Annotated in this window: 19 protein-coding genes; 11 read left to right on the plus strand and 8 right to left on the minus strand. The window is 60.7% G+C overall.

The genetic code is table 11. From position 1 onward, the window contains the following. Positions 1 to 8: 8 nt before the first annotated feature. From AR689_RS02120 to AR689_RS02140, 5 genes are read right to left on the minus strand one after another with little or no spacing between them, the layout of a single operon-like run. Entirely contained in the window at positions 9 to 1,301 is a 1,293-nt protein-coding gene (locus AR689_RS02120; protein WP_062066160.1) for a DUF58 domain-containing protein, read from the minus strand. 32 nt (positions 1,302 to 1,333) lie between these two features. After that, a complete protein-coding gene (locus tag AR689_RS02125; RefSeq protein ID WP_231745409.1) occupies positions 1,334 to 2,407 on the minus strand; it encodes an AAA family ATPase in 1,074 nt (357 codons plus the stop codon). Then, on the minus strand, positions 2,404 to 3,597 hold the full coding sequence (locus AR689_RS02130; RefSeq protein WP_062066163.1) for a DUF4350 domain-containing protein: 1,194 nt from the start codon (positions 3,595 to 3,597) through the stop codon (positions 2,404 to 2,406). The genes AR689_RS02125 and AR689_RS02130 overlap by 4 nt, the downstream gene beginning before the upstream one ends. Beyond that, on the minus strand, positions 3,594 to 4,229 hold the full coding sequence (locus tag AR689_RS02135; protein ID WP_231745410.1) for a DUF4129 domain-containing protein: 636 nt from the start codon (positions 4,227 to 4,229) through the stop codon (positions 3,594 to 3,596). Before AR689_RS02135 ends, AR689_RS02130 begins: the two co-directional genes overlap by 4 nt. Positions 4,230 to 4,279: 50 nt before the next feature. Then, complete coding sequence (locus AR689_RS02140; protein ID WP_231745411.1) at positions 4,280 to 5,245, minus strand: DUF7847 domain-containing protein; 966 nt, start codon at positions 5,243 to 5,245, stop codon at positions 4,280 to 4,282. Between the two features lie 572 nt (positions 5,246 to 5,817). On the opposite strand from AR689_RS02140, the gene mtrA reads away from it, so the two are divergent. From mtrA to secA, 7 genes are all read left to right on the plus strand, one after another. Next, positions 5,818 to 6,492 (plus strand): MtrAB system response regulator MtrA, encoded by a 675-nt coding sequence (mtrA, locus tag AR689_RS02145; protein WP_014922244.1) that lies wholly within the window; start codon positions 5,818 to 5,820, stop codon positions 6,490 to 6,492. Beyond that, positions 6,464 to 8,452, plus strand: a complete 1,989-nt coding sequence (mtrB, locus tag AR689_RS02150) for an MtrAB system histidine kinase MtrB (RefSeq protein WP_062066168.1) — start codon at positions 6,464 to 6,466, stop codon at positions 8,450 to 8,452. Before mtrA ends, mtrB begins: the two co-directional genes overlap by 29 nt. Beyond that, complete coding sequence (locus tag AR689_RS02155; protein ID WP_062066171.1) at positions 8,449 to 10,167, plus strand: LpqB family beta-propeller domain-containing protein; 1,719 nt, start codon at positions 8,449 to 8,451, stop codon at positions 10,165 to 10,167. Before mtrB ends, AR689_RS02155 begins: the two co-directional genes overlap by 4 nt. Before the next feature lie 83 nt (positions 10,168 to 10,250). Then, a complete protein-coding gene (locus AR689_RS02160; protein WP_062066174.1) occupies positions 10,251 to 11,258 on the plus strand; it encodes a ComF family protein in 1,008 nt (335 codons plus the stop codon). A 143-nt stretch (positions 11,259 to 11,401) separates the two neighbouring features. Beyond that, positions 11,402 to 12,130, plus strand: coding sequence for a ribosome hibernation-promoting factor, HPF/YfiA family (hpf, locus tag AR689_RS02165; protein WP_062066177.1), 729 nt, complete (start codon positions 11,402 to 11,404; stop codon positions 12,128 to 12,130). Between the two features lie 29 nt (positions 12,131 to 12,159). Then, positions 12,160 to 13,449 carry a winged helix-turn-helix domain-containing protein gene (locus AR689_RS02170; RefSeq protein WP_062066180.1) on the plus strand — a complete coding sequence of 430 codons (1,290 nt, stop codon included), beginning with the start codon at positions 12,160 to 12,162 and terminating at the stop codon, positions 13,447 to 13,449. Positions 13,450 to 13,491: 42 nt separating this feature from the next. Continuing rightward, positions 13,492 to 16,233 (plus strand): preprotein translocase subunit SecA, encoded by a 2,742-nt coding sequence (gene secA / locus AR689_RS02175; RefSeq protein WP_062066183.1) that lies wholly within the window; start codon positions 13,492 to 13,494, stop codon positions 16,231 to 16,233. Positions 16,234 to 16,327: 94 nt separating this feature from the next. Here the strand turns inward: secA and AR689_RS02180 are convergent, their stop codons facing one another. Further along, on the minus strand, positions 16,328 to 16,750 hold the full coding sequence (locus AR689_RS02180; RefSeq protein WP_231745412.1) for an Rv3235 family protein: 423 nt from the start codon (positions 16,748 to 16,750) through the stop codon (positions 16,328 to 16,330). Positions 16,751 to 16,907: 157 nt separating this feature from the next. After that, positions 16,908 to 17,684 carry a LysM peptidoglycan-binding domain-containing protein gene (locus AR689_RS02185; protein WP_062066188.1) on the minus strand — a complete coding sequence of 259 codons (777 nt, stop codon included), beginning with the start codon at positions 17,682 to 17,684 and terminating at the stop codon, positions 16,908 to 16,910. Between the two features lie 149 nt (positions 17,685 to 17,833). Here AR689_RS02185 and AR689_RS02190 point away from each other — a divergent pair, with 149 nt between their 5' ends. Further along, complete coding sequence (locus AR689_RS02190) at positions 17,834 to 18,421, plus strand: hypothetical protein (RefSeq protein WP_062066191.1); 588 nt, start codon at positions 17,834 to 17,836, stop codon at positions 18,419 to 18,421. Here the strand turns inward: AR689_RS02190 and AR689_RS02195 are convergent. Then, on the minus strand, positions 18,418 to 18,639 hold the full coding sequence (locus AR689_RS02195) for a helix-turn-helix domain-containing protein (RefSeq protein WP_062066551.1): 222 nt from the start codon (positions 18,637 to 18,639) through the stop codon (positions 18,418 to 18,420). The genes AR689_RS02190 and AR689_RS02195 overlap by 4 nt on opposite strands. A 155-nt stretch (positions 18,640 to 18,794) precedes the next feature. Here AR689_RS02195 and AR689_RS02200 point away from each other — a divergent pair, with 155 nt between their 5' ends. Genes AR689_RS02200 through AR689_RS02210 form a run of 3 tightly spaced genes read left to right on the plus strand, consistent with a single transcriptional unit; the run spans position 18,795 to position 25,654 of the window. Further along, entirely contained in the window at positions 18,795 to 19,439 is a 645-nt protein-coding gene (locus tag AR689_RS02200; protein WP_062066194.1) for a CpaB family protein, read from the plus strand. Next, positions 19,436 to 20,740 (plus strand): CpaE/TadZ family protein, encoded by a 1,305-nt coding sequence (locus tag AR689_RS02205; RefSeq protein ID WP_062066195.1) that lies wholly within the window; start codon positions 19,436 to 19,438, stop codon positions 20,738 to 20,740. Before AR689_RS02200 ends, AR689_RS02205 begins: the two co-directional genes overlap by 4 nt. A gap of 57 nt (positions 20,741 to 20,797) precedes the next feature. Next, positions 20,798 to 25,654, plus strand: coding sequence for an NAD-glutamate dehydrogenase (locus tag AR689_RS02210; protein WP_062066198.1), 4,857 nt, complete (start codon positions 20,798 to 20,800; stop codon positions 25,652 to 25,654). The last annotated feature ends 15 nt before the right edge of the window (positions 25,655 to 25,669 follow it).

Below are 25,669 nucleotides of genomic sequence, written 5' to 3' on the forward strand. Positions count from 1 at the left end.
ATCCCGCGTTAGAGCCGTCCTGCTGCTTTGAGCCGTATGTACGTATCAGCAAGCATCGGCGGAACGTCGTGAGGTTCAGCATCCACCACTTCGGCGCCGAGTTGGCGGAGCTGAGCCATCACCGCTGAGCGTTCCAACAGCGCGCGTTCGGCTGCCGCTGCCCGGAAAACCTGGCTGGCCGTGGTCCTCTTTTCCTTCATGGCAGAAAGAAGGGGATCCCTCACTGAGGCCACCACCACGACATGTTGGCGGGACAATTGAGCCACCGTGGGGAGGAGCCCTTCCTCGGGGGCACCGCCGTCGAGCGCCGTCAGGAGCACAACCAGTGACCTGTGCGCGGAGACGGCACGCACCTGAGCCGGGACCTGCTGCCAATCGAGTTCGATCAGTTCGGCCTCCAAAGGAGCCATGGACTGGACGAGCTGACCCAGCAAGTTCCCTTTTGACGCCGACTCAACCCTTGCGCGGAGCCTGCGGTCGTAGGCGAGGAAGTCCACTCGGTCGCCTCCGCGCTCGGCCAGCACGGAGAGCAGCAGGGCCGCCTCAATGCCGGTATCGAGCCGTGGTTCATCCTCAATTCTTGCGGCCGCTGTCCGGGAAGTATCAAGAACGATCACCACTCGCCGGTCGCGCTCCGGGCGCCACGTCCGCACCACAACTGAGGTGCGTCGCGCTGTGGCGCGCCAGTCGATGGAGCGGACGTCGTCACCCCGGACGTAATCGCGCAAAGAATCGAATTCGGTACCTGCTCCGCGGATCTGCACGGCGGCCCTGCCGTCCAGTTCCCGGAGCTTCCGGAGTTTTGAGGGGAGATGACGCTTCGAGTGGAACGGCGGGAGGACCCTCAGCTGGCCGGGCAGGACGCGTGTTCGCTGCCTTGCCGCCATGCCCAAGGGACCCACGGAGCGGATGGTCACGTGGGGGCTTGTGAGATCGCCGCGACGACGCGGGACCAAGGTTACTGTCATGCGGCGCCTCTCACCGGGCGGAACCACAAGGGACTGTGACGGGTTCAGCGCCCCCGCAGATGGCTGCCAGGTGTCCCTGACTTCGGCCCGCAGCTTGCGCCGGGTGGGGTTGGTGATGGTTACTACGGAGTCCGCTTTGCCCTCAAGTGTCACGTTTCCAGGCAGGACGCGATCCAGGACAAGTTGTGCGGGCGATGCCGCCAGCACCAGATCCGAGATCAGCACAAGCAGTAGTCCCGCGCCAACGAACAGGACGGTGCTCCATGCTGGGAACACCACCAACGGCACCAGACCCAGAAGGGCCAGCAGCACGAAACGACCCGTAATGGCCATTCAAGCCCCCTCGGCCAACATCGGTCCGGGGATCACCGGGGTACCGGGACGGACGCGAGGATGCTACCCAGGACATCGTCCACCACGATGCCATCCATCTGGGCTTCCGGCCGCAGGCCTACCCTGTGCCGCAGGCACGGCAAGGACAAGGCTTTGACGTCGTCCGGCGTGACGAATGACCTGCCCGACAACCACGCCCAGGCTTTGGCCGTTTTGAGCAACGCGGTAGCCCCACGGGGCGAAACGCCGAGTTGAAATGAGGGTGCGGACCTCGTGGCACGCACGACGTCAACAATGTAGGCAAGGATCTCCGGGGCCACCGCAACGTGGGCAACGGCCGCTTGGGCGTTGGAAAGTTCGACGGCGCCAGCCACCGGCCGCACGCCGGCTGCGGCAAGGTTTCGGGGATCAAAACCACTGGCGTGGCGGCGGATGACTTCAATTTCCTCAGCCCGTCCAGGCAGCGGCATGGTCAGCTTGAGGAGGAAGCGGTCCAATTGTGCCTCTGGCAGGGGGTAGGTGCCCTCGTACTCCACAGGGTTCTGGGTTGCCGCGACAATGAACGGACTCGGAAGCGGACGCGATACGCCGTCAACGGAAACCTGGCGTTCTTCCATGGCTTCCAAGAGTGATGCCTGGGTTTTCGGCGGGGTTCGGTTGATTTCATCGGCCAACATGATGTTGGTGAACACCGGGCCCTCACGGAAAGTGAACTCAGAGGTATGAGAGTCATAGACCAATGACCCCGTGACGTCACCTGGCATGAGGTCCGGAGTGAACTGAACACGTTTGGTGTCCAAGCTCAGGGCAGTGGACAAGGCCCGGACCAGAAGGGTCTTGGCTACGCCGGGAACGCCCTCAAGGAGGACGTGTCCGCCGCAGAGCAGGGCGATCAGCATGCCGGTAACCGTGGAGTCCTGACCGACAACGGCTTTTCCAACTTCGCTCCTGACGTTGAGCAGCGACTGCCGTGCCGGATCCTCGAGGGGATGCCTCTGTCCGTTTTCTGCGGGCGGCGCCTCGTGCTGCGACTCCTCGTGCTGCAGGGCTTCCTGCTGGGGCGTCGTCTCCGCGTAGTGGCTGTTGCTGTCCGTGTGGCTGCTCATCGGGCGATCGCTTCCTGTTCGATTCGTTCAATTTGTTGTGCCCACTGCACCAGTTGTCCTTCGCCTTGCGGCATGAAGTCGATCAGGATGGACCGGACTTCCGTGGCTGGCAGCTCTACATGGCGGGCTGTTATGTCCAAAAGTGCTTCGGCGGTGGCGTCAGCCCCAAGGTTGAAATGCCGGGCCAGCCGTGACAACGTTCCTGCCCTCAAGTTTCGGGCGGCCCGCTCCACAGCACGTGAGTCCTGGTAGAGACGTGCACGGCCTTCCGCTGTTTCGGCGGCTTTGACCACCACGGGCAGCGGCTCGAAAACCAGGGGGCCCATGCGCCGGCCCCGCCACGCGATGGCCAGCAGGGCTACCAAACCCAGCCACGGGCCGGCGAAGGCAAGCCAGCGCGGCGCGAGCTCATTGAGGGTGGGGTTCGACGTGGACGCCGGGATGTCTCCGACGCCGGGGATGTACCATACGAGGTCCGCGTTGTTCCCCAACGTGCGGAGCGCGAGGGCGGCATTGCCCTCCAGCGCGAGGTGTTGATTGTCCAAGAGCTCCCTGCTGCCCAACACGATGACCCTGCCATCGGCCGATGCTGCATATAGCCCGGGGCCGTTTCCACGGGGAGCGTAGCAAACCAGGGGCCCCGAAAAGATTGACCCCTGCGCAGATACCGGGCCGGCTTCCAAGGCATCGTCCTGGGTGCAGCCGGGTTCAATCACCTGTGTTGCTTCGGGAACCACCCCGCCAGGGCGGATCCCTTCCGTCAGGCCATTGAGTGTCCTGAGGCGCGGTGACACCACCACAACACGGTCTGCTGCTGCTGTGACTTCTTCAAGTTGGGATCGGTCGAGAAAGCCCTGTGCGTCGAAGAGGAATACTGTGGCCTCATCTCTGCTTGATAGCGCCTTCAAGGTGTCCTCGAACGTGTCTGTCGGGGTGACCGATACACCGTGGCGCCCCAGGATTTCGGCCACCGCCATGGCGCCATCCGGTGCCGGGTTTCGTGCGGACAGGCGCCGGGAGTCGGTGGCCCCGGCAACGCTGTCAATAGCCAGGAAAATCACCAGACCGGCCAGGAGAGCCACGAGGGCAATCCAGACGAGGTGCTTGCGGAACCAGGCTTTGAAGCCCCTTAGGGCTGAAAGTTCTGCGGCGGCGGCATGGTCCTGGCCCACGTGTTCTTTTGTTGTCATCGGGGTACCGCGAATCCGGCCTGGGCCTGCCCAGCGAAATCAGGCTTGAGGCCAAGAAGATCAGCATCCAGTTGGCGGACCGCCTCATAGTCCCCACGTGTTGCGGGGTGGTCGCCGTACCGTACAGCGTCGAAAACACCGGCAGCGGCGATGAGTCTGGCCTGTGCCACTCCAAAAACGCCGCCCAGTTGAGCGGCGGCTTCGTCCGCGGTCCTGCCAGCTCGAGGATCAATGATGTCGCGCTCTTCGGTGGAGCGGACAAGAGCACGGAACTGATCGACGACGGCGGACGTCCAGTTGCCGCCGTCGGCTGCTGACGCCGCCCTCGCACGGTAGCCCTCGGCGTCGACGGTGGTGTCGTCTCCATAGAGATCGCCGGACTCTTTTGCACTCCGGGCGTTCAGCCGTGGCCGCACGAAAACGATGGCGACGACGATGAGCACCAAAGCCAGAACCACCATCAGGGGAACAGCAAGATTGGGACCGGTCCCTGACCCACCTTCCAACGACGAAAGCCAATCCAGGAAATCCCGCCACAGTTGTTCCAGCCAGCCGGGCGTTGCATCCGGGTATCGGGGATTGGAGAGTTCCTCAACGGCCCAGCGCCGCGCTTCGTCGCGGTCCGGTGTCACAGGCGGTTCCATCAACGGCCGTGAGGAAAAAGCATCGATCGCGGCTGCTCTCATGCCTGGGGTTGCTGCCCGGGGGGAGCGGCCGGAAACTGTCCCCCGCCCGGTGGCCAGGCGGTGCTTCCGGGCACAGTGGATGGTCCGCCGGGGATCCCATCAGGATCGGAACCAGTTTCCATCAGCCTCAAAAGTTCAACGTCCAAGCCGTCCCGACGCATACGGAGGTCCATATAGATCAGGCTGGAAACGGACGCTTGAAAGGCGAACGTTACGGACCCCACCAAGGCCCCGATCGCCGTGGAAATCACCGTAGTCAGAACCAGGGTAGAGGTCATCGAGTCGGCGTCCGGGTGCGGAGCAACTACACCACCGACGGCGGCGGAAACCAAGGACACCGGAATTTGGACAATCTGGGCGATGACTCCCACCATGATGGCTACCACCAAGGTGATGCCGAAGATGCGCCACCAGTTGTTCTTGGTCAACTGCCAGGACCGGAGCAGTCCGTTGTAAACGCCGGTTCGTTCCACCACTATGACGGCAGGGGCCAGCATCAACTTCAGTCCGATCCAGACAAAGACCACGATGGCGCCCAGCCCAAGAGGAAGGACGATGACCAAGGCGGCAGGTCCCATAGTGGTAAACAACAAGATTGCAATCCCGATCACCGCGGCAGCAGCCAGGAGGCCGCCCAAGGTCAGCAGCGCGGCAACGCCGAGCAAGGGCAATATCCGGGGGGCAGCAAGCTTCCACATTTGTTTGAAGCCGGTCTTCCGGTTGAGGACCGAGCGGGAAACCGGCACCACCAGGACACCTTGGAGAACGGATCCCAGGAACCCGATCAGCACCGAAACTCCCAGGGTGCCTGCCATGAACGCGAAGAACGGGCCCATCGCATCGGCGAACTCCGCTTCCGAACTAACGGATTCAAAGGACATCGATACCTGGACCATGCCCACGGTGACAATGCCGATCATGACTGCTCCGAGGGCTTGCACGATCAGCGCAGAGCCAAACATGGAGGCAGCATTGCGGCGGATCGTCTGGAAAGAGCCGTCAAGAATCTCACCGAACTGCAGCGGCCGCAGGGGAATGATTCCGGGCTTCGGCGGAGCGACGTATAAGGGTTGGCCATAAGGTGGCCCCGGGGGCCATCCCGCAGGAGGCTGACCCGGGGGGTTTTGCCCGCCGCTCTGCGGCGCAGCCCATCCCTGGGGGCCGCCCCACTGCGGTTGGTTTCCCCACTGTGGTTGGTTTCCCCATTGTGGTTGGTTTCCCCATGGTGGTTGGTTTCCCCATGGTGGTTGGTTTCCCCACGCAGGCTGACCGCCCGGCGTCGGATTCTGGCCGTGCTCTGGCTGTGACACGATTCCCTCCCATAAGGTCCGGCCCGCCGACTCCCGACGTCCCCCAACACGGACCTTCGCACCCAGCCTATAGTCCCGCCGTCGTCCCTCATAGCCTGCCGCCCTGAGGGCTGTCCCGGGGCGTGGCGGATGAGGAGTGCAGTACGGTGGAGGTGCTCCGGGGGCGCCATGCCGTGCGCCGCGCCCAACGGGACAAAGACTTGGCGATAAGGGAATATATAACTATGAAGGCACGCATTCTGGTAGTTGACGACGACGAAGCACTTGCAGAGATGATTGGGATCGTCCTGCGCAATGATGGCTTCGAGCCGGTGTTCTGCGCAGACGGCGGCCAAGCTTTGGAGGTCTTCCGCTCCTCGAAGCCGGACCTTGTGCTCCTGGACCTGATGCTCCCGGGCTCGGACGGGATTGAGGTATGCCGGCAAATCCGCGGCGAATCGGACGTTCCCATCGTCATGCTCACCGCAAAGTCTGACACTTCCGACGTCGTTCGTGGTCTTGAATCCGGCGCCGATGATTATGTGCCCAAGCCCTTCAAGCCCGCTGAGCTGGTAGCGCGAGTGCGCGCCCGTTTGCGGCCCGGTGACCAGAAAGCCCCTGAAACCCTGCGTATCGCAGACGTCACCATCGACGTCGCAGGGCACTTGGTAACCCGTGGCGGGGAACGGATCTCGCTGACGCCCCTGGAGTTTGACCTTTTGGTTGCGCTGGCGCGCAAGCCGTGGCAGGTGTTCACCCGCGAGCTGTTGCTTGAGCAGGTGTGGGGATACCGCCACGCCGCTGACACACGGCTGGTGAACGTCCACGTCCAGCGGCTGCGCTCCAAAATCGAACGTGATCCTGAAGCGCCCGAGGTCGTATTGACGGTGCGTGGTGTCGGATATAAAGCAGGTTCCTGAGTCCCCGGTCGGTAAGACCGGCACGGCAGGCGGAACTACTGGCTCCACTGCTCCCGATTCTGCCGGAGTCCAGCAAGTGACCCCGGCCGCATCAGAGTCCCCGGAAGCCTCCCTTGAGCAACGGGAATCGCTTCCTGAACGGCCCGCCAAGGACGCCAGAAGTCTTTCCTGGCTCCTGTCCCGGACGCGAATCTGGACACGCCGCGGACTGATCCTGGTTCTGCGTGTTTCACGGCTGGTGTCCCTTGGGGTTCGGCAGATCAAGCCTGGACTGCGCTGGGTTTGGCGTTCCTTGTTGCGCCGCTGGCGCCGTTCCTTGGAGTTCCGTACCGTCCTCACCACCTTGCTGCTCGCAGTGACGTCATTTGCGATTGTGGGCGCGTACCTGTCCAACCAAATTGCCAACAACCTCTTCCAAGAGCGGTTGGCGCAGGCGGAGTCAGAGTCACGCTTCAACGTCAAGCAAGTTCAGGACACGTTCGATGGCGCGCAGGTCACCGACCAGTCCAGCGTGATTACCTTGGTTTATGACACGTTGACGGCCGTGGAAGGTCGTGGTTCGGTCATCCAGCGCAGATATGTCTTCGAAGCGGCGCCGGAACAAACAAAACCCCGCAACCGCTGGGTTGAGTCGCGCGCTTCGGATCAGCTGACGGTCCGGGTCATTCCACCCGAGCTTCGTAAAGCGGTTCAAAGCGGCGGCAAACAGCAGTTCTGGGCCTCGACACAGTTTCCGGTGGGAAACGAGGACAGGCCCGGCATTGCCGTGGGAAACATGGTCACCTTCAACGGAACGGCCTACGAGCTGTATCTGATCTATGACCTCAACACGGCCCAACAGACACTGGACGAGATCCAAAACGTCCTATGGGCGGGCGGAGCGGCACTGGTCATCATGATCGGTGCTATCGCCTGGTACGTGACCCGCAACGTCGTCAGCCCGGTAAGCCATGCCGCCGTGGTGTCGGAAAAACTCGCTGCCGGCCAGTTGCAGGAACGCATGGTGGTCAAGGGAGAAGACGAAGTTGCGAGACTGGGCGCGTCCTTCAATCACATGGCCGCAAGTCTCCAGGAACAGATCACCCAGTTGGCCACGCTGTCACAGATGCAACAACGCTTTGTGTCCGATGTGTCGCACGAACTACGTACCCCGCTGACTACGGTACGTATGGCGGCCGAGGTCCTGTTCGACGCCCGGGATGACTTCGACCCCATGAACAAGAGGTCGGCGGAGTTGCTCTACCACCAGGTTGAGCGCTTTCAGTCCTTATTGTCGGACCTGTTGGAGATTTCACGGTTTGACGCCGGTGCAGCCACCCTTGATGCAGAACCACAGGACATCTTCCAAGTGATCACTCACGTCATGGAAGGGGCGGCACCGGTGGCTGCGGAGTATGGGTCCGACGTACGGCTGAATGCCCGGCAGAAGAGCATCATTGTGGAGATGGATTCCCGCAGGATCGAACGAATTCTCCGTAACCTGTTGCTCAACGCCCTGGAACACGGCGAGGGTAAGCCGATCCACATATCTGTTGCCGCCAATAATGATGCTCTGGCAGTGTCGGTCAGGGACCACGGCATCGGGATGACGCAGACCGAGGCTGCCCGGGTCTTTGACCGCTTCTGGCGGGCAGATCCGGCACGGGCCCGCACCACCGGAGGAAGCGGCCTGGGCCTTTCCATCGCTGCCGAGGACACCAAACTTCACAATGGTTGGCTCCAAGCCTGGGGGCGGAAGGGGGCGGGTTCCAACTTCCGGTTGACACTTCCACTGCGGCAAGGCGGCACCATTGTGAAATCTCCGCTCCAGCTGGAACCTGCCGACATTGAATTCCCCGGATCAGCAAGTGAACGGCAGATGGTGGTACTGGACCCGGAATCCGGAAGCGCCCTGGCGGGCCCACAAGCCGTCGACGGGAAGCCCGTTCCTGGCCACGGAGGAGCAGGGGAGAACTCATGAGAACGGTGAGGTCACAACGCAGCAGGGCAGTCGTCGCGCTGTTGGCCGCGCTAATGATCCTGCTGGCTTCCTGCGCGCAAATTCCCCGCTCCGGACCTGTTGGCAAGAGCAAGGACGAAGGCGCCGGCAATCCCAACGCCCCGGTCTTTTTCCCTGCGGCTCCGCGTGCCGGTTCCAGCCCGGAGGCTGTGATCGAGGATTTCTACATGGCCGGCAGCGGCTATGAGGACGACTACCCCGTGGCACGGCAGTTCTTGACGCAGGCGCAGTCTGTGACGTGGAAGCCGGACAAGCGGGCCCTGGTGTTTCGCGAGCAGAGGGTAGTCAAGGCAGCGGGGGAGAACGAGTACCTCTACGAACTCGACATCGCATATTCAGTGGATGCTGACGGAGTTGCAACCCAGTTCCCTCCTGGCACCAAGGAAACCATTCCCTTGACGCTCGAGCAGGTGGAGGGTGAATGGCGGATTTCCAAAGTGCCCGATGGTACCGCCATCCCCGAAGAGACGTTCAAGGTGATCTACGGGGCCAATCCCATCTACTTCTATGACCCCACGTTTACCTACGCGGTGCCGGACTACCGATGGTTCATCAAGAAGAACACCGTGAAGTCCATGACGAGCGCGTTGCTTGCGGGCCCGGCCCCCTACTTGAGAGGGGCAGTGGTCAGTGCCTTCCCGTCGGGCATGAAACTCGCCCGGGAATCCGTGCCGGTTGTTTCCGGCGCAGCGCAGGTGGATCTCTCAGCCAAGGAGCTGTTTGACGCGTCCGCTGAGGACCGCCAGAGGATGCAAAACCAGTTGGCACTGACATTCCGTAGTCAACCTGATGTCATCAACGTCCAGCTTCGTGCCGATCAGGACCTGGTTCGTGTTGAAGACAACGGGACTGTTCTGCCTCCGGTTCTGGATAAGAGCGTTCCTGCCCGCCAGATCGCTGTGAATAACGGGGACTTGGTGCGCTACGAAAACAACAGGGTCACCCCACTGCCGGACATACAGTCGGTTGCCGGTCTTGGCCCCCATTCGCCCGCTGAGTCGCCGGTCTCGCAGACCGCGGCCTTCCTCAACGGCGACAAAACCACCCTCTACTCCATCGAACCTGGCCAGACGGCGAGACAGCTAACCACCAGAAGCACTCTGACGGGTCCTTCGTTCAGTCCGAAGGATTGGGTGTGGACATCGGGTCCCGGTGCCACTGGCGCCGCCGAAGTTGTGGCTTACAAACCCACGGGCATAGCTCCTGGTGCCGCGATTCCCAGTGTCACCATGACGCCGGCTTGGCTCACGGGACGAACAGTCAAGGATTTCAGGGTTTCCCGTGAGGGAACCAGGGCCCTGGTTATTTCCGAGGCAAACGGTAAGTCCGCGGTGCAAATTACGGGCATAGTCCGCAACCCGGACGGGGTTCCCAAGGACCTCACACTTCCCATCACACTGCTCAGTAATAGTGCTGCCGATCAAGGCGCCTGGGTTAACGGGTCCACCGTGGCGGTGATGTCCGGCTCCGCTACTTCCACGGTGGTTCCGGAACTCCTGTCGCTGGCGTCGGGTGAACCGCAGCAACTGGCACCCTTGGATGGACTCACCAGCCTCAGCGTGGGAAACGGCGCCGAACAAATTTTTGGACAGTCGCCTGCAGGCATCTTCCAACGAGTCGGAAATGGCTGGGAGCTACAGCTCAAAGGACCTACCGAGCCGGCTTTCCCGGGCTGACCGGCCGTGTCTGATGTCCTTGCTTTATCCACATATCTCGCCAAGTTTCCCCGCCGGCAGAGCAACACGTTCAGACTGCCAAGGTGACCTTCTCCTTCCTTGGCACCTGGTACCGTAACCGGCAGCCCCGCCGTGCCGACCCCGACCTCACTATTCCCGAATCCGCCGGGGCGCGTCGCCGTGCCCCGGACCAACAAAGAGCTGGCCGGGTTCTCGCCGCGCTGCAGGGCAGCCTGGTTGATCTGCTGGCAGTGCTCATTCCCGTCGACTGCGTCTGCTGTGAGAAGGAGGACGCGGTACTTTGCGGCAGTTGCGCAAGAAAAGTCCGTCAGCTGTGCAGGCAGCCGTTCCGGGCCGAACTGGAATCGCCGGCGCTGCTTGATGTCGATGGAACGGCGAAGATCGGGGTGGTGGCGGCGGGGCCCTACCGGGATGAACTGGCCCGGTGCCTCCTCTCCTTCAAAAGACAGGGCCAATGGCGCCTCGCCGACGTTCTTGCTCCCTGCCTCAGCAAAGCCGTGGATGCTGCCATCGGTGCCGGCTCCGGTTACTGCCTGGTCCCTGTTCCAAGCAGTGGTAAGGCTTACCGCAGGCGAGGATTCAGCCCGGTGCATCTCCTTCTCTTGTTCATTCGCGTGCGCCGGATGCTGCCCCTTTGCCCCATTGTTGACGTGCTCAAGAAATCTGGAAAGACGAGGCCACTAACGGCCGGCCCGGGCGCTGTCCGAGAGATGGCTGCCCGGCTTGTTGGCGAGGCCTTCGGACGTGCCCACGTGGACCATGGGGGTGGAGGCCAAAAGGGTTTGGGACGAGGCGACCGCGTCCGCCGGGTCCGAGGATCCATGAGCGTACGGCGCGGACGAAGCGAAGACCTGAAGGGCCGGAAATGCATCCTCGTTGACGATGTGCTGACCACTGGTGCCACGCTCGCTGAGGCAGCACGGGCTGTCACGGCTGCTGGCGGCCTGGTCTGCGGCGGTGTTGTGCTGGCGGCCACGAGGCCACCAGCCTACGCTTCCGTGACTGCCGCGGGCGACCCCGGATCAGTCATTAAGACTCAATCAAAAAATAAGTGGCTAAAGGATGAATAACCGGTGGCGATGAACTAACGTCGGTTGTGGGTACCAAGAAAAGATGTACCTGTCGATAGCGGCTCGGAAAGGGGCTCGACTGTCCGTCAGACAAGCCCCCAACAGCGCCGTTGTCGTGTCACCTGAGTTATTTGGAGGGCACCATGGAGTTCATGATCAGCGGACGAAATCTGACCGTTTCAGACCGCTTTCGCGAATATGCCGGCGAAAAAATCTCAAAGATTGAATCGCTGGGGGACAAGGTCCAGCGGGTTGACGCAAAGGTTTCCAAGGAAACCAATCCCAGGCAGACGCCTGGTGAGCTCACCGTCGAAGTAACTGTCCTGGGCCGGGGCCCCGTTATCCGTGCCGAGGCCACAGCCGCTGACAAGTTTGCTGCCTTCGATCTCGCGTACAACAAGCTCCTCGAGAGGCTTCGTCGTGCGAAGGACCGCAAGAAGGTGCACCACGGCCGCCACACACCCAAGGCTGTGCGGGAAGCTACGGCAACACTCGAGCCAGCCAGTGCTAGTGAGCCGCTTTACGTCGAAGCAAGTAATCACAACGAGTCCGCGCCAGCGGTGGACGAGCGGTCACCGTATGACATTGAGAACGACATTCCGGCAGGCGACTCACCCGTCCTGATCCGCCGGAAGGTTTTCCCCGCAGCATCTCTGACTCTCGATGACGCTGTGGACAACATGGAGCTGGTCGGACACAACTTCTACTTGTTCCTGGACAAGGAAACCAACGCACCATCGGTTGTATACCGGCGCAGTGGTTGGACCTATGGCGTGATCACCCTTGACTCCACCTGCGAGCCCGGCGAGGAAGCCGTGGAGGAGAAGATTCACGCCTACCGCTCCGATGATCAGGCAGCCACAGCCAAGTAACGCCTGGCCCTAGTCACGAAGGGACTTCAATGACCGCTTCGCTGAGCCTTTCACAGGCACGGCGGATCGCATTGGCAGCTCAAGGATTGGCCAAGGTACGGCCCACAGGCCCCGTAACTTCACGGGCGGTGGGCCGTACCTTTGCCCGGCTTCAGCTCGTCCAGATCGATTCGGTGAACGTTGTGGCACGAAGCCACTACCTTCCGTTCTTCTCCCGGCTGGGCAACTACGATCCACTGATCCTCCAAGCGCTGGCCGGCCGAAAGCCCCGTAAAATGATGGAGTATTGGGCGCACGAAGCAAGCTTTATCCGCCCGGAGCACTTCCAGGACCTGCTCGTATGGCAAAAGCGGGCGTGGGTGGGTGCGCATCGTCTTGATCCGGCCGTACGGCAGGATATGGAAGACCGGATCCTCGTGGCCCTCACAGCAGGACCTCCCATGACAGCAGCCGAGCTGACTGCAGAGCTCGGCCACGACGAAGACCCGGACCGGGACAATTGGGGCTGGAACTGGAACATCGTCAAGCGGGTACTGGAGCACCTCTTCGAGCAAGGCCGGATTTCCGCTGCATCGAGGACTACGCAATTCGAACGAAAGTACACGCTCACCTCACGGGTCGTCACAGACGCAAAACCGTTCCACGTCGACGCTGAAGCGTCCCTTGACCGTCTCATGGATGCAGCCGCGCAAGCCCACGGAATTGGCACAGTAAGGTGCTTCTCCGACTACTTCCGGACGCCGTTGAAGGCGGGTGCAGGCTCTGTACAACGCTTGGTCCGCGCAGGCCGCCTCGAACGTGTCGTGGTTCGGGGATGGGACCGGGAGATCTTCCAACACGTTGATGCCAAGTTGCCGCGCAAGGCAACAGGGCGGGCGCTTCTGAGTCCTTTCGATTCCTTGGTCTTCGAAAGGCGGAGACTGGAGGAGCTGTTCGGATTCCACTACAGGATTGAGATCTATACCCCCGCAGCCAAGAGGCGCTTCGGCTATTACGTCCTGCCGTTCCTGCTCAGGGAAGACATCGTTGCCAGAGTGGACTTGAAAGCGGACCGTGCGTCCCGTCAGCTTCTGGTGCGCTCTGCATTTGGCGAGAAGAACGCACCGTCGGACACCGCCGTCGAACTTGCCGCGGAACTCAGGCTCATGGCAACGTGGCTCGGCCTCCAGGAGGTGGTCGTCTGGCCGGTGGGGGACTTGGCCGAAGCGTTGTCGGCGGCCTTCGCACAAGATGGTGATGCCCCAGGAGAACACCTTCCACCGGGCAGTCCGCTCAGAGGTGAACCCGGCAACGTGGCGATGGTCTCTCCCGTAGACTGAAACAGCCAGAATTCGGCAGCATGAGACTGGGAGCAATTTCACGTGGCATCACTAATCGAAAAACTTCTCCGCACGGGTGACAAAAAGACACTCAAGACACTGCGGAACTATGCCGATTCCATCAATGCCCTGGAAGACACTTTCAAGTCCTTCACGGACGCTGAAATCCGCGAGGAAACGGACCGGCTAAGGTCCCGCCACCAAGACGGCGAAACCTTGGAAGCCCTCCTCCCGGAAGCCTTCGCCGCTGTCCGTGAGGCCTCCTCCAGAACGCTGGGCATGAGGCACTTCGATGTCCAGCTCATGGGTGGCGCGGCCCTCCACCTGGGCAATATCGCGGAAATGAAAACGGGTGAAGGCAAGACCCTCGTTGCCACAGCTCCGGCCTACCTCAATGCGCTTTCCGGCAAAGGTGTCCACGTTGTCACGGTGAACGACTACCTCGCCGAATACCAGTCCGAACTCATGGGCAGGGTCTACCGTTTCCTTGGTCTTACCAGTGGCTGCATCCTGTCCAACCAGGACCCCACGGTGCGCAGGGAGCAGTACAACGCTGACATCACCTACGGAACCAACAACGAATTCGGCTTCGACTACCTGCGCGACAACATGGCCTGGGATGCCAATGAACTGGTCCAGCGCGGACACAACTTTGCGATCGTGGACGAGGTCGACTCCATTCTGATTGACGAAGCACGTACACCGTTGATCATTTCGGGACCCGCGCAAGGAGATACCAACCGGTGGTACAGCGAATTCGCCAAGGTGGTCCTCCGTTTGCAGCCTGACGTCGACTACGAGGTCGACGAGAAAAAGCGCACCGTGGGCGTGCTGGAAGCCGGTATTGAAAAGGTAGAGGACTACCTCGGAATCCAGAACCTCTACGAATCCGCTAACACGCCGCTGATCGGTTTCCTTAACAATGCGATCAAGGCCAAAGAACTTTTCAAGCGGGACAAAGACTACGTCATCCTCGACGGCGAGGTCCTGATTGTGGACGAGCACACCGGCCGAATTCTGGCTGGCCGTCGCTACAACGAAGGCATGCACCAAGCCATTGAAGCCAAGGAAAATGTAGAGATCAAGGCAGAGAACCAGACTCTCGCCACAGTGACGCTGCAGAACTACTTCCGCATGTACTCCAAGCTGGCCGGCATGACAGGTACTGCCGAGACCGAAGCCGCAGAGTTCATGAGCACCTACAAACTCGGCGTCGTTCCCATCCCCACCAACCGCGACATGCAGCGCATCGACCAGTCGGACCTCGTCTACAAGAACGAGGTGGTGAAGTTCGATGCAGTTGTTCAGGACATCGCTGAACGGCATGAGAATGGCCAGCCTGTCCTTGTGGGTACCACCAGCGTTGAAAAGAGCGAATACCTCTCGAAGCTCTTGGCCAAAGAAGGCATCCGGCATGAGGTCTTGAACGCCAAGAACCACGCAAGGGAAGCGTCCATTGTGGCCCAAGCCGGGCGAAAGGGCGCAGTCACTGTAGCAACCAACATGGCGGGCCGAGGCACTGACATTATGCTCGGCGGCAACGCCGAATTCACTGCAATTGCCGAACTCGCCAAGCGGGGACTGGATCCTGAGGAAAACTCGGAAGAGTACGAGGCCGCATGGCCGGAGGCGCTGGCTGCAGCCAAACAGGAGGTCAAGGACGAGCACGAAGAAGTCCTGGACCTCGGCGGACTGTATGTTCTTGGCACCGAGCGCCACGAATCCCGCCGGATCGACAACCAGTTGCGCGGCCGTTCCGGACGTCAGGGCGATCCCGGTGAATCGCGTTTCTACCTCTCTCTCACGGACGACCTCATGAGGTTGTTCAACTCAGGTGCGGCCGAACGGCTGATGAACAGCTCCGTGCCTGACGACGTCGCACTGGAGTCCAAGCTCGTATCCCGTGCCATCGCATCGGCGCAAGGGCAAGTAGAGGGTCGCAACGCGGAGCAGCGCAAAAACGTCCTCAAATATGATGATGTTCTCAACCGCCAGCGCGAAGCAATCTATGGTGACCGCCGTCGTATCCTTGAAGGCGATGACCTGCACGAAAAAGTCCAGTTCTTCCTGGAAGACACCATCAACTCACTCATTGATGCCGCCACTGCCGAGGGATCAGGCGACGACTGGGACTACAACCAGCTGTGGACAAACCTGAAGACTCTGTACCCGGCAACCATTACTGCTGAGGACATCATTGAGGAAGCTGGAGGCAAGTCCAGGGTTACTGCAGAGTTCCTGAGGGAGGAAATCCTTTCGGACGCCCGGCTCGTTTACCTAGCACGCGAAGAGTCCATTGGCTCCGAGAGCATGCGCGAACTTGAGCGGCGGGTTGTGCTTTCTGTCCTTGGACGCAAATGGCAGGAACACCTGTACGAGATGGATTACCTCAAAGAAGGAATCGGGCTTCGTGCAATGGCCCAGCGTGATCCCCTGGTGGAATACCAGCGCGAAGGATTTGTCATGTTCCAGAGCATGATGGAAGCCATCCGTGAGGAAAGCATCGGGTTCCTCTACAACTTGGAAGTAGAGGTAACACCGGCCGAAGATGTGGTGGTGGCCGACGATTCTGCCTCCGGCGCGCACACTGAGCACCACGATCCTCAGATCCGCGCGGCGGGCCTTCAAGCGCCGGAAAAGCCCGCGCAGTTGCAGTACACCGCGCCCGGAGAAGACGGAGCGACTCAGACTCGCATTGAGGGCCGGGCATCGGGTCGCTCCGGCAATCCCGCCAAGGCAGCAAGCCAGGACCAGCGTAAGCAGGCCAAGAAGAAGCGTCGCTAGCCGCGACCTTAACGGTCACCAAAAAGGGTGAAGCCCGGACTGAACGTCCGGGCTTCACCCTTTTGTCTACCCGTTGCACCTCGGTCTGTTGGGCCTACCCGATTTCCAGTGCGGTAACCTGCCACACTCCATCCAGCCGTTCCAACCTCATGGCGACGGCGCGGCAACGATGCTCTTCCGCCACCACGATGCTTGCTTCACATATGGATTCAGAAATGGAACAGACCCGGACAGAACGGACCATGGGACTTCGATGCGGTTGGGCAGTACCTCGGCTCCTGGCTGCATGCTTTCGCGTCAGTGCTGCCCGATGCTGGAGGGACAAGTAGCATGCGGCATCCAGGGAACGGGAGAGTTGATGAACGGGACGGGTACCCGCCAGAACTTCAAGAGCAGCCTGTGCGATGCTCCGGGCAACAAGACGGACGTCGATGTCCGGGCCGCCCTGGCCTGCCGCAGCCGTTGTGCGTTGTGTGCTCCGACGGCTCACTGGTCGGCTGGTTGTTGTAAGGGTCATAGTCATACCTCAGGCATTCACTACATGAGCTGCAGCGTGGGGACGCTTTACTCGATGGCTTCTGCTGGGATGACACTAAAAATTGGCTTTGAGATGTGAAGGTTGTCCCTGAGCGGACATTTTGTGGAGAAATCGGGCGCTGACGGCCCCTGAACTGCTAGCTTGGTGCGGGCGGCTGAAGAATCTGCCCCGGAAGCAGGACGGCCGGGTCACTTCCAATGACGGTCCTGTTGGCGGAGTACCACCTGGGCCACGTCAGTGCGACATCAAGGTCCGTTGCGAAGGGTCCCAGTCTGGAGGCCGCAATGGACCACAGTGAGTCGCCATCCTTGACCACCACGGCTGCCTCTCCAGACAGGGTGGTTGTTCGTGTGGACTGGCGGCTAAGGAGCCCCGGATCAATCATGGGGGGCTGAGGTTGCCAGCGCGGATCATGTATCCGGACATCCGACGCGTGGCCGTCGTCAATATAAGGCGGGACAGAACCCGCACGATCCAACGAGGTGGGCTTCCACGCCGCTTGCGCAGGCGCCACTTTGTGAGGCACGGCGCTATGCCAGCTTGGTTCCGGTGGTGCGGCATCCGCTTGGGCAGCCCCCGCGGCCATGATATTCAAGCTCATGACAGCCGCAGCGAGCCGCAACATGAAGCCAGGGCTGAACTTGGACAGAAGATCGGCACTTTTCCTGTGCCCGATACGGTGCAACACCGACGCCGAGAAGGCGATGAGAAAGGTCAGCGCCCACCAGCTCACCACCGAAAGTCCTACGGCGCTGGCGAAAAAGCCGACAAGATGTTCGAAGGTGAAGTGCTGGCGGTGCCGCTCAGCAGCCTGCCATTGCGCAAAGAGCGAATTGCCCACAAGTGCCAGGGACAGGCCCAGGCCAAGAACAAACGCTGCAAGGGCGTAGTCACTTCGCGATGCTTTTACCATTTAAAGCCCCAATGCTTCATTTGATGCACTTTGATGCAGTTTGCTGTAGTTCACCCATTCTGAACTTATTTGCTATATCTTGTCCAGTTGCAACCCTGATGTACCTTACGGAGTGGCCGCACATCCTTCATGCAGCCTAGTCTGGCCACATGAGATGGGACTCTCTCTTTAGGGATTTGGAAGGACAATTCTCGGCTGGGCGCGCCTTGGAGGCCGAGTCCGAGATCACGGAGCGGGCGAGGGTTGAGCTTGCAGGCATTCACTTAGGTGACCGTCTCCGTGGAGTCCTCGGAGCGGAGATCAAAATTGGGTTGATTGACGGCAGCCTTGTTCGCGGCCGGCTGAGCCATGTTGGAGGCGAATGGCTGGTGCTGACGGAGCACGGGAGACAGTGGCTACTGCCTTACGACTCCGTGGTGTCTTACCAGGGTCTGGGGAGGGTGGCGCTAAAACCCGAGTCGCGGATACGGCAGTCGTTGGGTATTGCCTCTGCGCTGAGGGCCTTGGCCAAGGACCGCTCTGAAGTAATCGTTCATCTGAAGGTGGCGGCAGGCGATGGATACAAGTTGCAAGGAGTCATCGACAGGGTTGGCCGGGACTACTTTGACCTCGCGGTCGTCCAGCATGGCGAGGTTCGCCGGGCCGGCAATGTGGCGGCGGTAATGACCATCCCTTTCAGTTCACTGGCAGCGCTTTGCTCGGCGGGTAACCAGGACCTCAGGAGTGGGCGCGATTAAGACCGGCTGGTTTTGGCTTTGGTCTCCTCGATCATGCGGCCGGCTTCTGCATACCGATCCTCAATATATTGCTCCAGCATCTTTTCTTCGATGCGCCACTGTCCCCGGCCACCCACTTGGATGGCTTTCAGTTCGCCGCTTCGAACCAATGCATAAGCCTGAGGCGAATTGATCTGTAGTTGTTCTGCGACGTCCGCAAGAGTCAAGAATCGGGGCATGGCTTCATTTTGCCACCGTTGCTTCCGTTTGGTGTAGTTATCCACAGTTTCGGCCTCTTTGATGCTGATGGCTTTGGCTCAGCGAAAATCCGCCGGTAAGAATGAGGGGGCAGGTGCGTCCGCCATGCCGTAACTCCTAGCGGGGGAGCAGGAAAATGGATAAAAGTGTCAGCGTCGCCGCCGCGAGGCTCAAGAAACCGTCGTGGAAAGATCCCCGGCTTCTTATCGGCGTGCTGCTGGTCCTGGGGTCTGTCGCCGGCGTCATTTCATTAGTAGGTACCGCAGACAGGACAACGCAGGTCTTCGCAGCCCGGGAAGACATCGCGGTAGGCCAGGTGGTGACGGAGTCGGACCTGGCCATTGTCAAGGTCCGATTGGATGAGGTCGAGGCCGGTTATGTGACAGTGGAGCGTGGGCTCACAGAAAGCAGAGTTGCACTGCAGCGGGTGGCAAAGAACCAGTTGGTTCCTCGGGAAAGCCTGGGGGTCGCCGACGCGTTGGACCGCAAACCGGTAGCTATTGCCTTGGACGAAGAACTCCCCGCGCAGGCCGTTCCAGGCTCCAGGGTAGACGTCTGGGTCTCGATGCCGGGCGTCAGCAGAGCCTTTGAAGAACCGGAAATGCTTCTGCCGAGCGCAGAAATCGCCGGGATCAGCACCGGAAGTACCACCCTGGGCTCCGCCAAAACAACTGTGGTGATGGTGCTGGTGACGGACGCACAGATGCCAAAACTGCTGGGTGCTCAGGCGAACAAGGCCAAGATCTCCGTCGTATGGAATCCCGCAGGAGTGGTCCGATGAGCATCCCTGTTGTTACCGTCGGCTCGGCGCAGGAGGCTGTCGTGGGCGGGTTGGAGCGCTTGCACGGCCCCGTCACTGTGGTTCGCCGTTGTTCGGAGCTGGCTGAACTCATTGCTGCTTGCCAAAGTGGCCTCGCGGTGGCCGCTGTAATATCGGAAGGTTGCGAGGAACTCACCACCACGATGGTTGATCGTCTCGGGGCGGTGGGCGTCTCCATTATTGCCCTCACGGATGATCCAGTCGAAGCTAAACGGCTCTCCGCCATAGGTGCCATGCCGGCTCTGACTGGCATTGAGGCGACTGACTTGGCGGCCACAATATCGGAGGCTGTCGGCCGTGGGAGTCGGAGATCCTTGGCCCGGGACGCCGGATTTTCGGATCCGGGGGCAGACCTGCGCCTCACACCGGTGTCGGACCCTGTGGATGAGGAAGCGCCGAAGGGGGAGGGGCAGGTCCTCGCCGTCTGGGGGCCGATTGGCGCCCCCGGAAGGACGTTCCTTGCCGTCAACATTGCTGCGGAGTTGGCTGCCGACGGCAAGTCGGTCATTCTCGTGGACGCAGACACTTACGGCGCAAGTGTGTCGGCCATGCTGGGTCTCTTGGATGAGTCGGCGGGACTGGCGCAGGCTTGCCGGCTGGCAGACCAAGGCCTGCTTGATGTTGAAGCCCTCACGGCCGTGGCGATTCCCGTCTTCACCAAGGGCGGGACCTTTAGAGTCCTTACGGGTACCACCAGGGCGGATCGATGGACTGAACTCAGGGCGGGGGCTGTCTCAAGTGTGCTGGAAGCGGCCCGGCAATTGGCGGATCACGTTGTGGTGGACACAGGGTTCTGCCTGGAATCTGATGAAGAGCTAAGCTTCGACACCTTGGCTCCGCGTCGGAATGCAGCCGCCCTTCGCAGCTTGGAGCTGGCTGATGTTGTGTTCGCCATAGGGGCCGCGGATGCGATTGGCGTGCCGCGGTTGGTGCGTGGACTGGCAGAGCTTGAGGCTGCGGTTCCCGAAGTATCTCCCCGCGTCGTGTTGAACAAGGTTAAGCGCGCAGCCGTGGGGCATTCGCCGAGGCAGCAATTAGACGATGCGTGGGTCCGATATGGCCCGGGCGTGGGAGTGGATGCCTACCTGCCAGCTGACCCTGTGGCATGCGATGCGGCGTTGTTATCCGGATCGGTCCTGCTGGAGATAGCGCCCGACTCGCCTCTGCGGACAGCGATAGCAGCTTTGGTTTGTGCACCTGTCCATCAAAAACGCCATTCCTTTGGCCGAAGTATTAGAGCCTTGCACCTACTAAAGCGCTAGGCTCACCATGTGGGCTGCAGAGTCGCAGCAATCAACATGTGATGGAGGCGTTTGTCGATGTCGTCAGGATCCAGCGTGGAGGATCGGTCCGATGCAACAGTTGTCCGTGAAGGGTTCTTCGGTGACTACTATGAACACCTCGCAGAGGAGGATTCCCGAGCGTATTCGCCTGAACTCTTGATTGCGCGGGCAACCAAGCACAGGGACGTCGCCCAGTCCCGTCTGCCCGGAAATGCCGTCGTCCAAATCGCCGGCGAACCCGAGCGGAGCGTCGTTTACATCGTCACCGACGACATGCCGTTCCTCGTCGACTCCGTCAATGCAGAATTGGTTCGCCAAAACTGTGCAATCCGTTTGGTCATGCACCCCTTGTTCGTGGTCACCCGTGATCGGGAATCAGGCGAGCTCAACCGTATCTCCCGGGTCCCCTCCAATGTGGGTATTTCCAGCGGCGATACCGCAGCACTACCCAGCATTGCCCATCTCCTGGGCGATGGCGATAACGCCTCGCACATGGAGTCATGGATAGCGGTCGAAATTGACCGGGTTAGTGATGATGCACGGGAGGAATTAATCGCAGGGCTCCAGCGCGTCCTCGGCGATGTCAGGGCGGCGGTGGAGGACTGGCCAAAGATGCGAAGCAAGGCGCTCGAGCTGGCCGAGGCCTTGGGTGGCGTCACCCACCCTGAGCAAGTGGCCGAACTCAGGCAGGCACAGGACCTTTTGCGTTGGCTGGACAACGGAAACTTCACTTTCCTCGGCTACCGTGAATACGACCTCGTGGATGAGAACGGCGAGGATGTGCTCCAGCTCCGTGAAGACAGCGGCCTGGGCCTTCTGCGCGCGGGCGACACCACCCGTCAAGTTCAGCATCTCACTGATGCCGGCCGTAAGCGCGCACGGGAGAAGCGTGCCTTGGTGATTACCAAGGCGAATTCGCGCTCCACTGTGCACCGCCCCGCCTATCTCGACTACATCGGTGTTAAGAGCTTTGATGCGTTGGGCAACGTCAACGGGGAACGCCGTTTCATCGGACTGTTCGCCACGAGTGCTTACACCGGATCTGTGCGCAGCATCCCGATCGTTCGGGACAAGGTGGACGCCGTCCTTCGGAATGCCGGGTTCCCCATTGACTCCCACTCTGGCAAGGACCTCTTGGGAATCCTTGAGACGTACCCCCGCGACGAACTCTTCCAGATCGAAATTCCGGACCTTGCGGCGACAGCCACCGGGATCCAGCGACTCCAAGAGCGCCGGCGCACCAAGCTGTTCCTGCGCCCGGACATCTATGGCCGGTTCATGTCCGCGGTGGTCTACCTGCCCCGTGACCGGTACACCACCAGTGTTCGCCTTCGCATCGAGCAGGAACTTCGCGAAACCTTCCACGCCGAGACCATTGACTATGAGGCCCGGATCACTGAGTCTGCTTTGGCGCGTGTTTTCTTCAGGATCAGGTTGCCCCGCACTGCTGAACTGGCGGAAGTAGACGTACAAGAGCTGGAACACCGGCTGATGCGTGCGTCCCGGTCCTGGAGCGAAGGTATCTCTGAGGTTCTCCGCGAGCACCGCTCTTCCGCCGACGCCGATGTTCTGTCTGCGCTATGGGCCGAGGCATTCCCTGCGGGGTACCGCGTCGATTACGAAGTGGAAGACGCTCTTGAAGACATTGAACGCTTCGAGAAATACGGGGCGGAGGCAGAGCGGGCAGGACTGGTCACCAAGCAGACAAAGCCCGGTGTCCACGTGTATCTTCCCGAGGGTGCCGGAGAGGCTTTGGAAGAGGACGCCCGGGTCAAGCTGTACCTGATGGAGCCCAAGAGCCTCAGCCAGATCCTTCCTTACTTCCACAATCTTGGCCTTGAGGTCCTGGATGAGCGGCCCTTCGAAATTGAAACCTCAGATCACCGGGACTTCTTCCTGTACGATCTCGGACTCAAATACCCTGCCGGCGTCGACCCCGTGGCCACGGGAGACCTTCTGAGCGACTCCTTCGGCGCAGCCATCACGGGCGCTGTCGAGTCGGACAACTTTGACCGGTTGGTGCTCCGTGAAGGAATCCACTGGCGTCAAGTGGTGGTGCTCCGTGCCTATGCCAAGTACATGCGGCAGATGGGCAACACCAACTCCTTCGGATTCATCGCTGACACGCTCCTGGGCAATCCGGATGTTGTGCGGGGGCTCAACGAGCTCTTCTCCGCGCGCTTCGATCCCACTGTTGCTGAAGGGCAGCGGTCAGAACGCCAAGGTGCGGCGCGGGCAGCCCTCGCGGAGTCGATTGAGCAGGTGGCCACGTTGGACGCCGATCGCGTCCTGCGCACCTTCGTGAACCTTATCGAGTCGACTCTGCGGACCAATTACTACCAGAACAAGGAATACCTCAGCTTCAAGCTGGACCCCACCTCGATTGATGGACTTCCCTTCCCGCGCCCGATGTACGAGATCTGGGTTTACTCTCCCCGGGTTGAAGGCGTGCATTTGCGGTTCGGCAAGGTAGCCCGTGGTGGACTTCGCTGGTCCGATCGTCGCGAGGACTTCCGGACCGAGATTCTGGGCTTGGTCAAGGCACAGACGGTCAAGAATGCCGTCATCGTTCCTACTGGCGCAAAGGGAGGTTTCTTCGCCAAGAAGCTTCCCAATCCGGCAGTGGACCGGGCCGCTTGGATGGCCGAAGGAATCGAGAGCTACAAGACTTTCATTCGAGGCCTGCTGGACATCACGGACAACCTGGTTACGTCAGCAGACGGCGAAAGGCTCGTGCCGCCGTCGGACGTTGTCCGGCATGACGGTGACGACTCGTACCTGGTGGTGGCAGCCGATAAAGGTACGGCTACGTTCTCCGACACCGCCAATGGCCTGGCCGCCGACTATGGCTTCTGGCTCGGTGACGCGTTTGCCTCGGGCGGATCGGTGGGTTACGACCACAAGGCCATGGGCATCACGGCACGCGGCGCCTGGGAATCAGTCAAGAGGCATTTCAGTGAGCTTGACCTCGACACCCAGACCGAGGAATTCACGGTAGTTGGCGTTGGCGATATGTCCGGTGACGTGTTCGGCAATGGCATGCTGCTATCCCGCCACATCCGGCTGCTGGCAGCGTTCGATCACCGTCACATTTTCCTGGATCCCTCACCCGAGGCGGCAGCATCCTTTGATGAGCGGCAAAGGCTTTTTGAACTGCCCCGGTCTTCCTGGGACGACTACGACCGGACGCTCATCAGCGAAGGCGGTGGCGTATACCCACGTCAGGCCAAGACCATCCCGGTCTCGGAGCAGGTACGCAAGGCGTTGGGACTCCCTGATGGAACAACGCAGCTGAGCCCGCCGGAACTTCTTCGTGCGATTTTGCTGGCGCCGGCAGACCTTCTCTACAACGGCGGTATTGGCACGTACGTCAAAGCCAGCACGGAAACTCACGCTGCGGTGGGCGACAAAGCCAATGACGCGATCCGCGTTGACGGCCGTGACCTGCGGGTCAAAGTAGTCGGCGAAGGCGGAAACCTGGGACTTACTCAACGGGGCCGCATTGAAGCCGCATTGCAAGGCGTCATCCTGAATACGGACGCCATCGACAACTCCGCTGGTGTGGACTGCTCCGACCATGAGGTCAACATCAAGATCTTCGTTGACCGGATGGTAGCGGCAGGCAAGCTTGACTCAGCGGAAAGGGCCGGCTTCCTGGCCGATATGACCGATGAGGTGGGACGGCTCGTCCTGCAGGACAACATCGACCAGAACATTCTGCTTCTCAACGACCGCACGCGGGTGGCGGACTGGAGCCCAAGCTACGAGCGGCTCATGGACTGGTTGGAGAAGTCCGCCGACCTCAAGCGCGAGCTCGAGGCGCTTCCCACCACGGACACCCTCCGGTCAAGGTTGGAGCAAGGGCAAGGACTCACTTCGCCCGAGCTGGCGGTTCTGGCAGCCTATGCAAAGATTGAGCTCGCTGCGGCCTTGCGGGACAGCAACCTCGCCGATGATCCGTGGTTCGCGGACACCATCCGCGACTACTTCCCGCGGCAGCTGCGGGAGAAGTTCGATGATGAGTTGGACACTCACCCGCTGCGGCGCGAAATTATCGCCACTGTGGTAGCCAACGACATTATCAACTTGGGCGGCATTACCTTCGCCTTCCGGGCCATCGAAGAAACGTCGGCCAACGAGGTAGCTGTCGCCAAAGCCTTCGTTGCGCTGCGTGAAATCTACGATCTCGATCCGATGGTGGCTGAGCTGAACGCACTTCCGGCATCATTCCCAACTGAACACTGGAGTGAAGTCCATCTGGACATCCGGCGCTTACTTGACCGGGCAGTGCGTTGGGTGCTGGGGCAAGGGATGGCTTCGCAGCCTATTGCCGAGGTGGTGGAATCCTTCAAGCCCATGTTGGCCCCGCTAAGGTCCAAGCTTCTGGAGTACCTGCGGGGTGAGGACAAAGTCCGCATCTCAGGCTGGTTGGATAAAGCCCGTGGATGGGAGCTGCCGGACCACCTTGCGCACAGGTGGGCGGAGCTGTTCGAGAGCTACGCACTTTTGGATATAGCTCGCATTGCCCAGACCGGAAGCGAAGGCGTGGAGGACGTTGCGCACGTCTATTACACGGTGTTCAACCGTTTCCACGTTGATTCGCTCTTGGAACGCATCAGTTCTCTGCCCCGCGATGACCGCTGGCAGGCCTTGGCGCGAGCAGCCCTTAGGGATGACTTGTACTCCACAGTGGCGGATATGACGACGTCGGTCCTTGAGTCGACTGACTCCGGCACCATGGCTGAGGATCGTCTCAAAGCCTGGGAAGGGCAAAATGCCGAGCAGCTGGGACGCGCCAAGACCATGTTCGACGAGGTCAACGCGCTGGAAGCCGACGACATGGCTTCACTGTCGGTAGCATTAAGGCTCTTGAGGTCAATCGTTCGACGCTAGGGTCAGTCCCGGCGT

The organism is Arthrobacter sp. EpRS71 (assembly GCF_001512285.1).
GTDB lineage: Bacteria > Actinomycetota > Actinomycetes > Actinomycetales > Micrococcaceae > Arthrobacter.

Bases quoted from the DNA above. Each gene is read 5' to 3' on its own strand.
- AR689_RS02120 (WP_062066160.1), bottom strand. From the start codon at position 1,301: ATGGCCATTACGGGTCGTTTCGTGCTGCTGGCCCTTCTGGGTCTGGTG.
- AR689_RS02125 (WP_231745409.1), bottom strand. From the start codon at position 2,407: ATGAGCAGCCACACGGACAGCAACAGCCACTACGCGGAGACGACGCCC.
- AR689_RS02130 (WP_062066163.1), bottom strand. From the start codon at position 3,597: ATGACAACAAAAGAACACGTGGGCCAGGACCATGCCGCCGCCGCAGAA.
- AR689_RS02140 (WP_231745411.1), bottom strand. From the start codon at position 5,245: ATGTTTGGCTCTGCGCTGATCGTGCAAGCCCTCGGAGCAGTCATGATC.
- mtrA (WP_014922244.1), top strand. From the start codon at position 5,818: ATGAAGGCACGCATTCTGGTAGTTGACGACGACGAAGCACTTGCAGAG.
- AR689_RS02155 (WP_062066171.1), top strand. From the start codon at position 8,449: ATGAGAACGGTGAGGTCACAACGCAGCAGGGCAGTCGTCGCGCTGTTG.
- hpf (WP_062066177.1), top strand. From the start codon at position 11,402: ATGGAGTTCATGATCAGCGGACGAAATCTGACCGTTTCAGACCGCTTT.
- AR689_RS02170 (WP_062066180.1), top strand. From the start codon at position 12,160: ATGACCGCTTCGCTGAGCCTTTCACAGGCACGGCGGATCGCATTGGCA.
- AR689_RS02180 (WP_231745412.1), bottom strand. From the start codon at position 16,750: ATGACCCTTACAACAACCAGCCGACCAGTGAGCCGTCGGAGCACACAA.
- AR689_RS02185 (WP_062066188.1), bottom strand. From the start codon at position 17,684: ATGGTAAAAGCATCGCGAAGTGACTACGCCCTTGCAGCGTTTGTTCTT.
- AR689_RS02190 (WP_062066191.1), top strand. From the start codon at position 17,834: ATGAGATGGGACTCTCTCTTTAGGGATTTGGAAGGACAATTCTCGGCT.
- AR689_RS02195 (WP_062066551.1), bottom strand. From the start codon at position 18,639: ATGCCCCGATTCTTGACTCTTGCGGACGTCGCAGAACAACTACAGATC.
- AR689_RS02200 (WP_062066194.1), top strand. From the start codon at position 18,795: ATGGATAAAAGTGTCAGCGTCGCCGCCGCGAGGCTCAAGAAACCGTCG.
- AR689_RS02205 (WP_062066195.1), top strand. From the start codon at position 19,436: ATGAGCATCCCTGTTGTTACCGTCGGCTCGGCGCAGGAGGCTGTCGTG.
- AR689_RS02210 (WP_062066198.1), top strand. From the start codon at position 20,798: ATGTCGTCAGGATCCAGCGTGGAGGATCGGTCCGATGCAACAGTTGTC.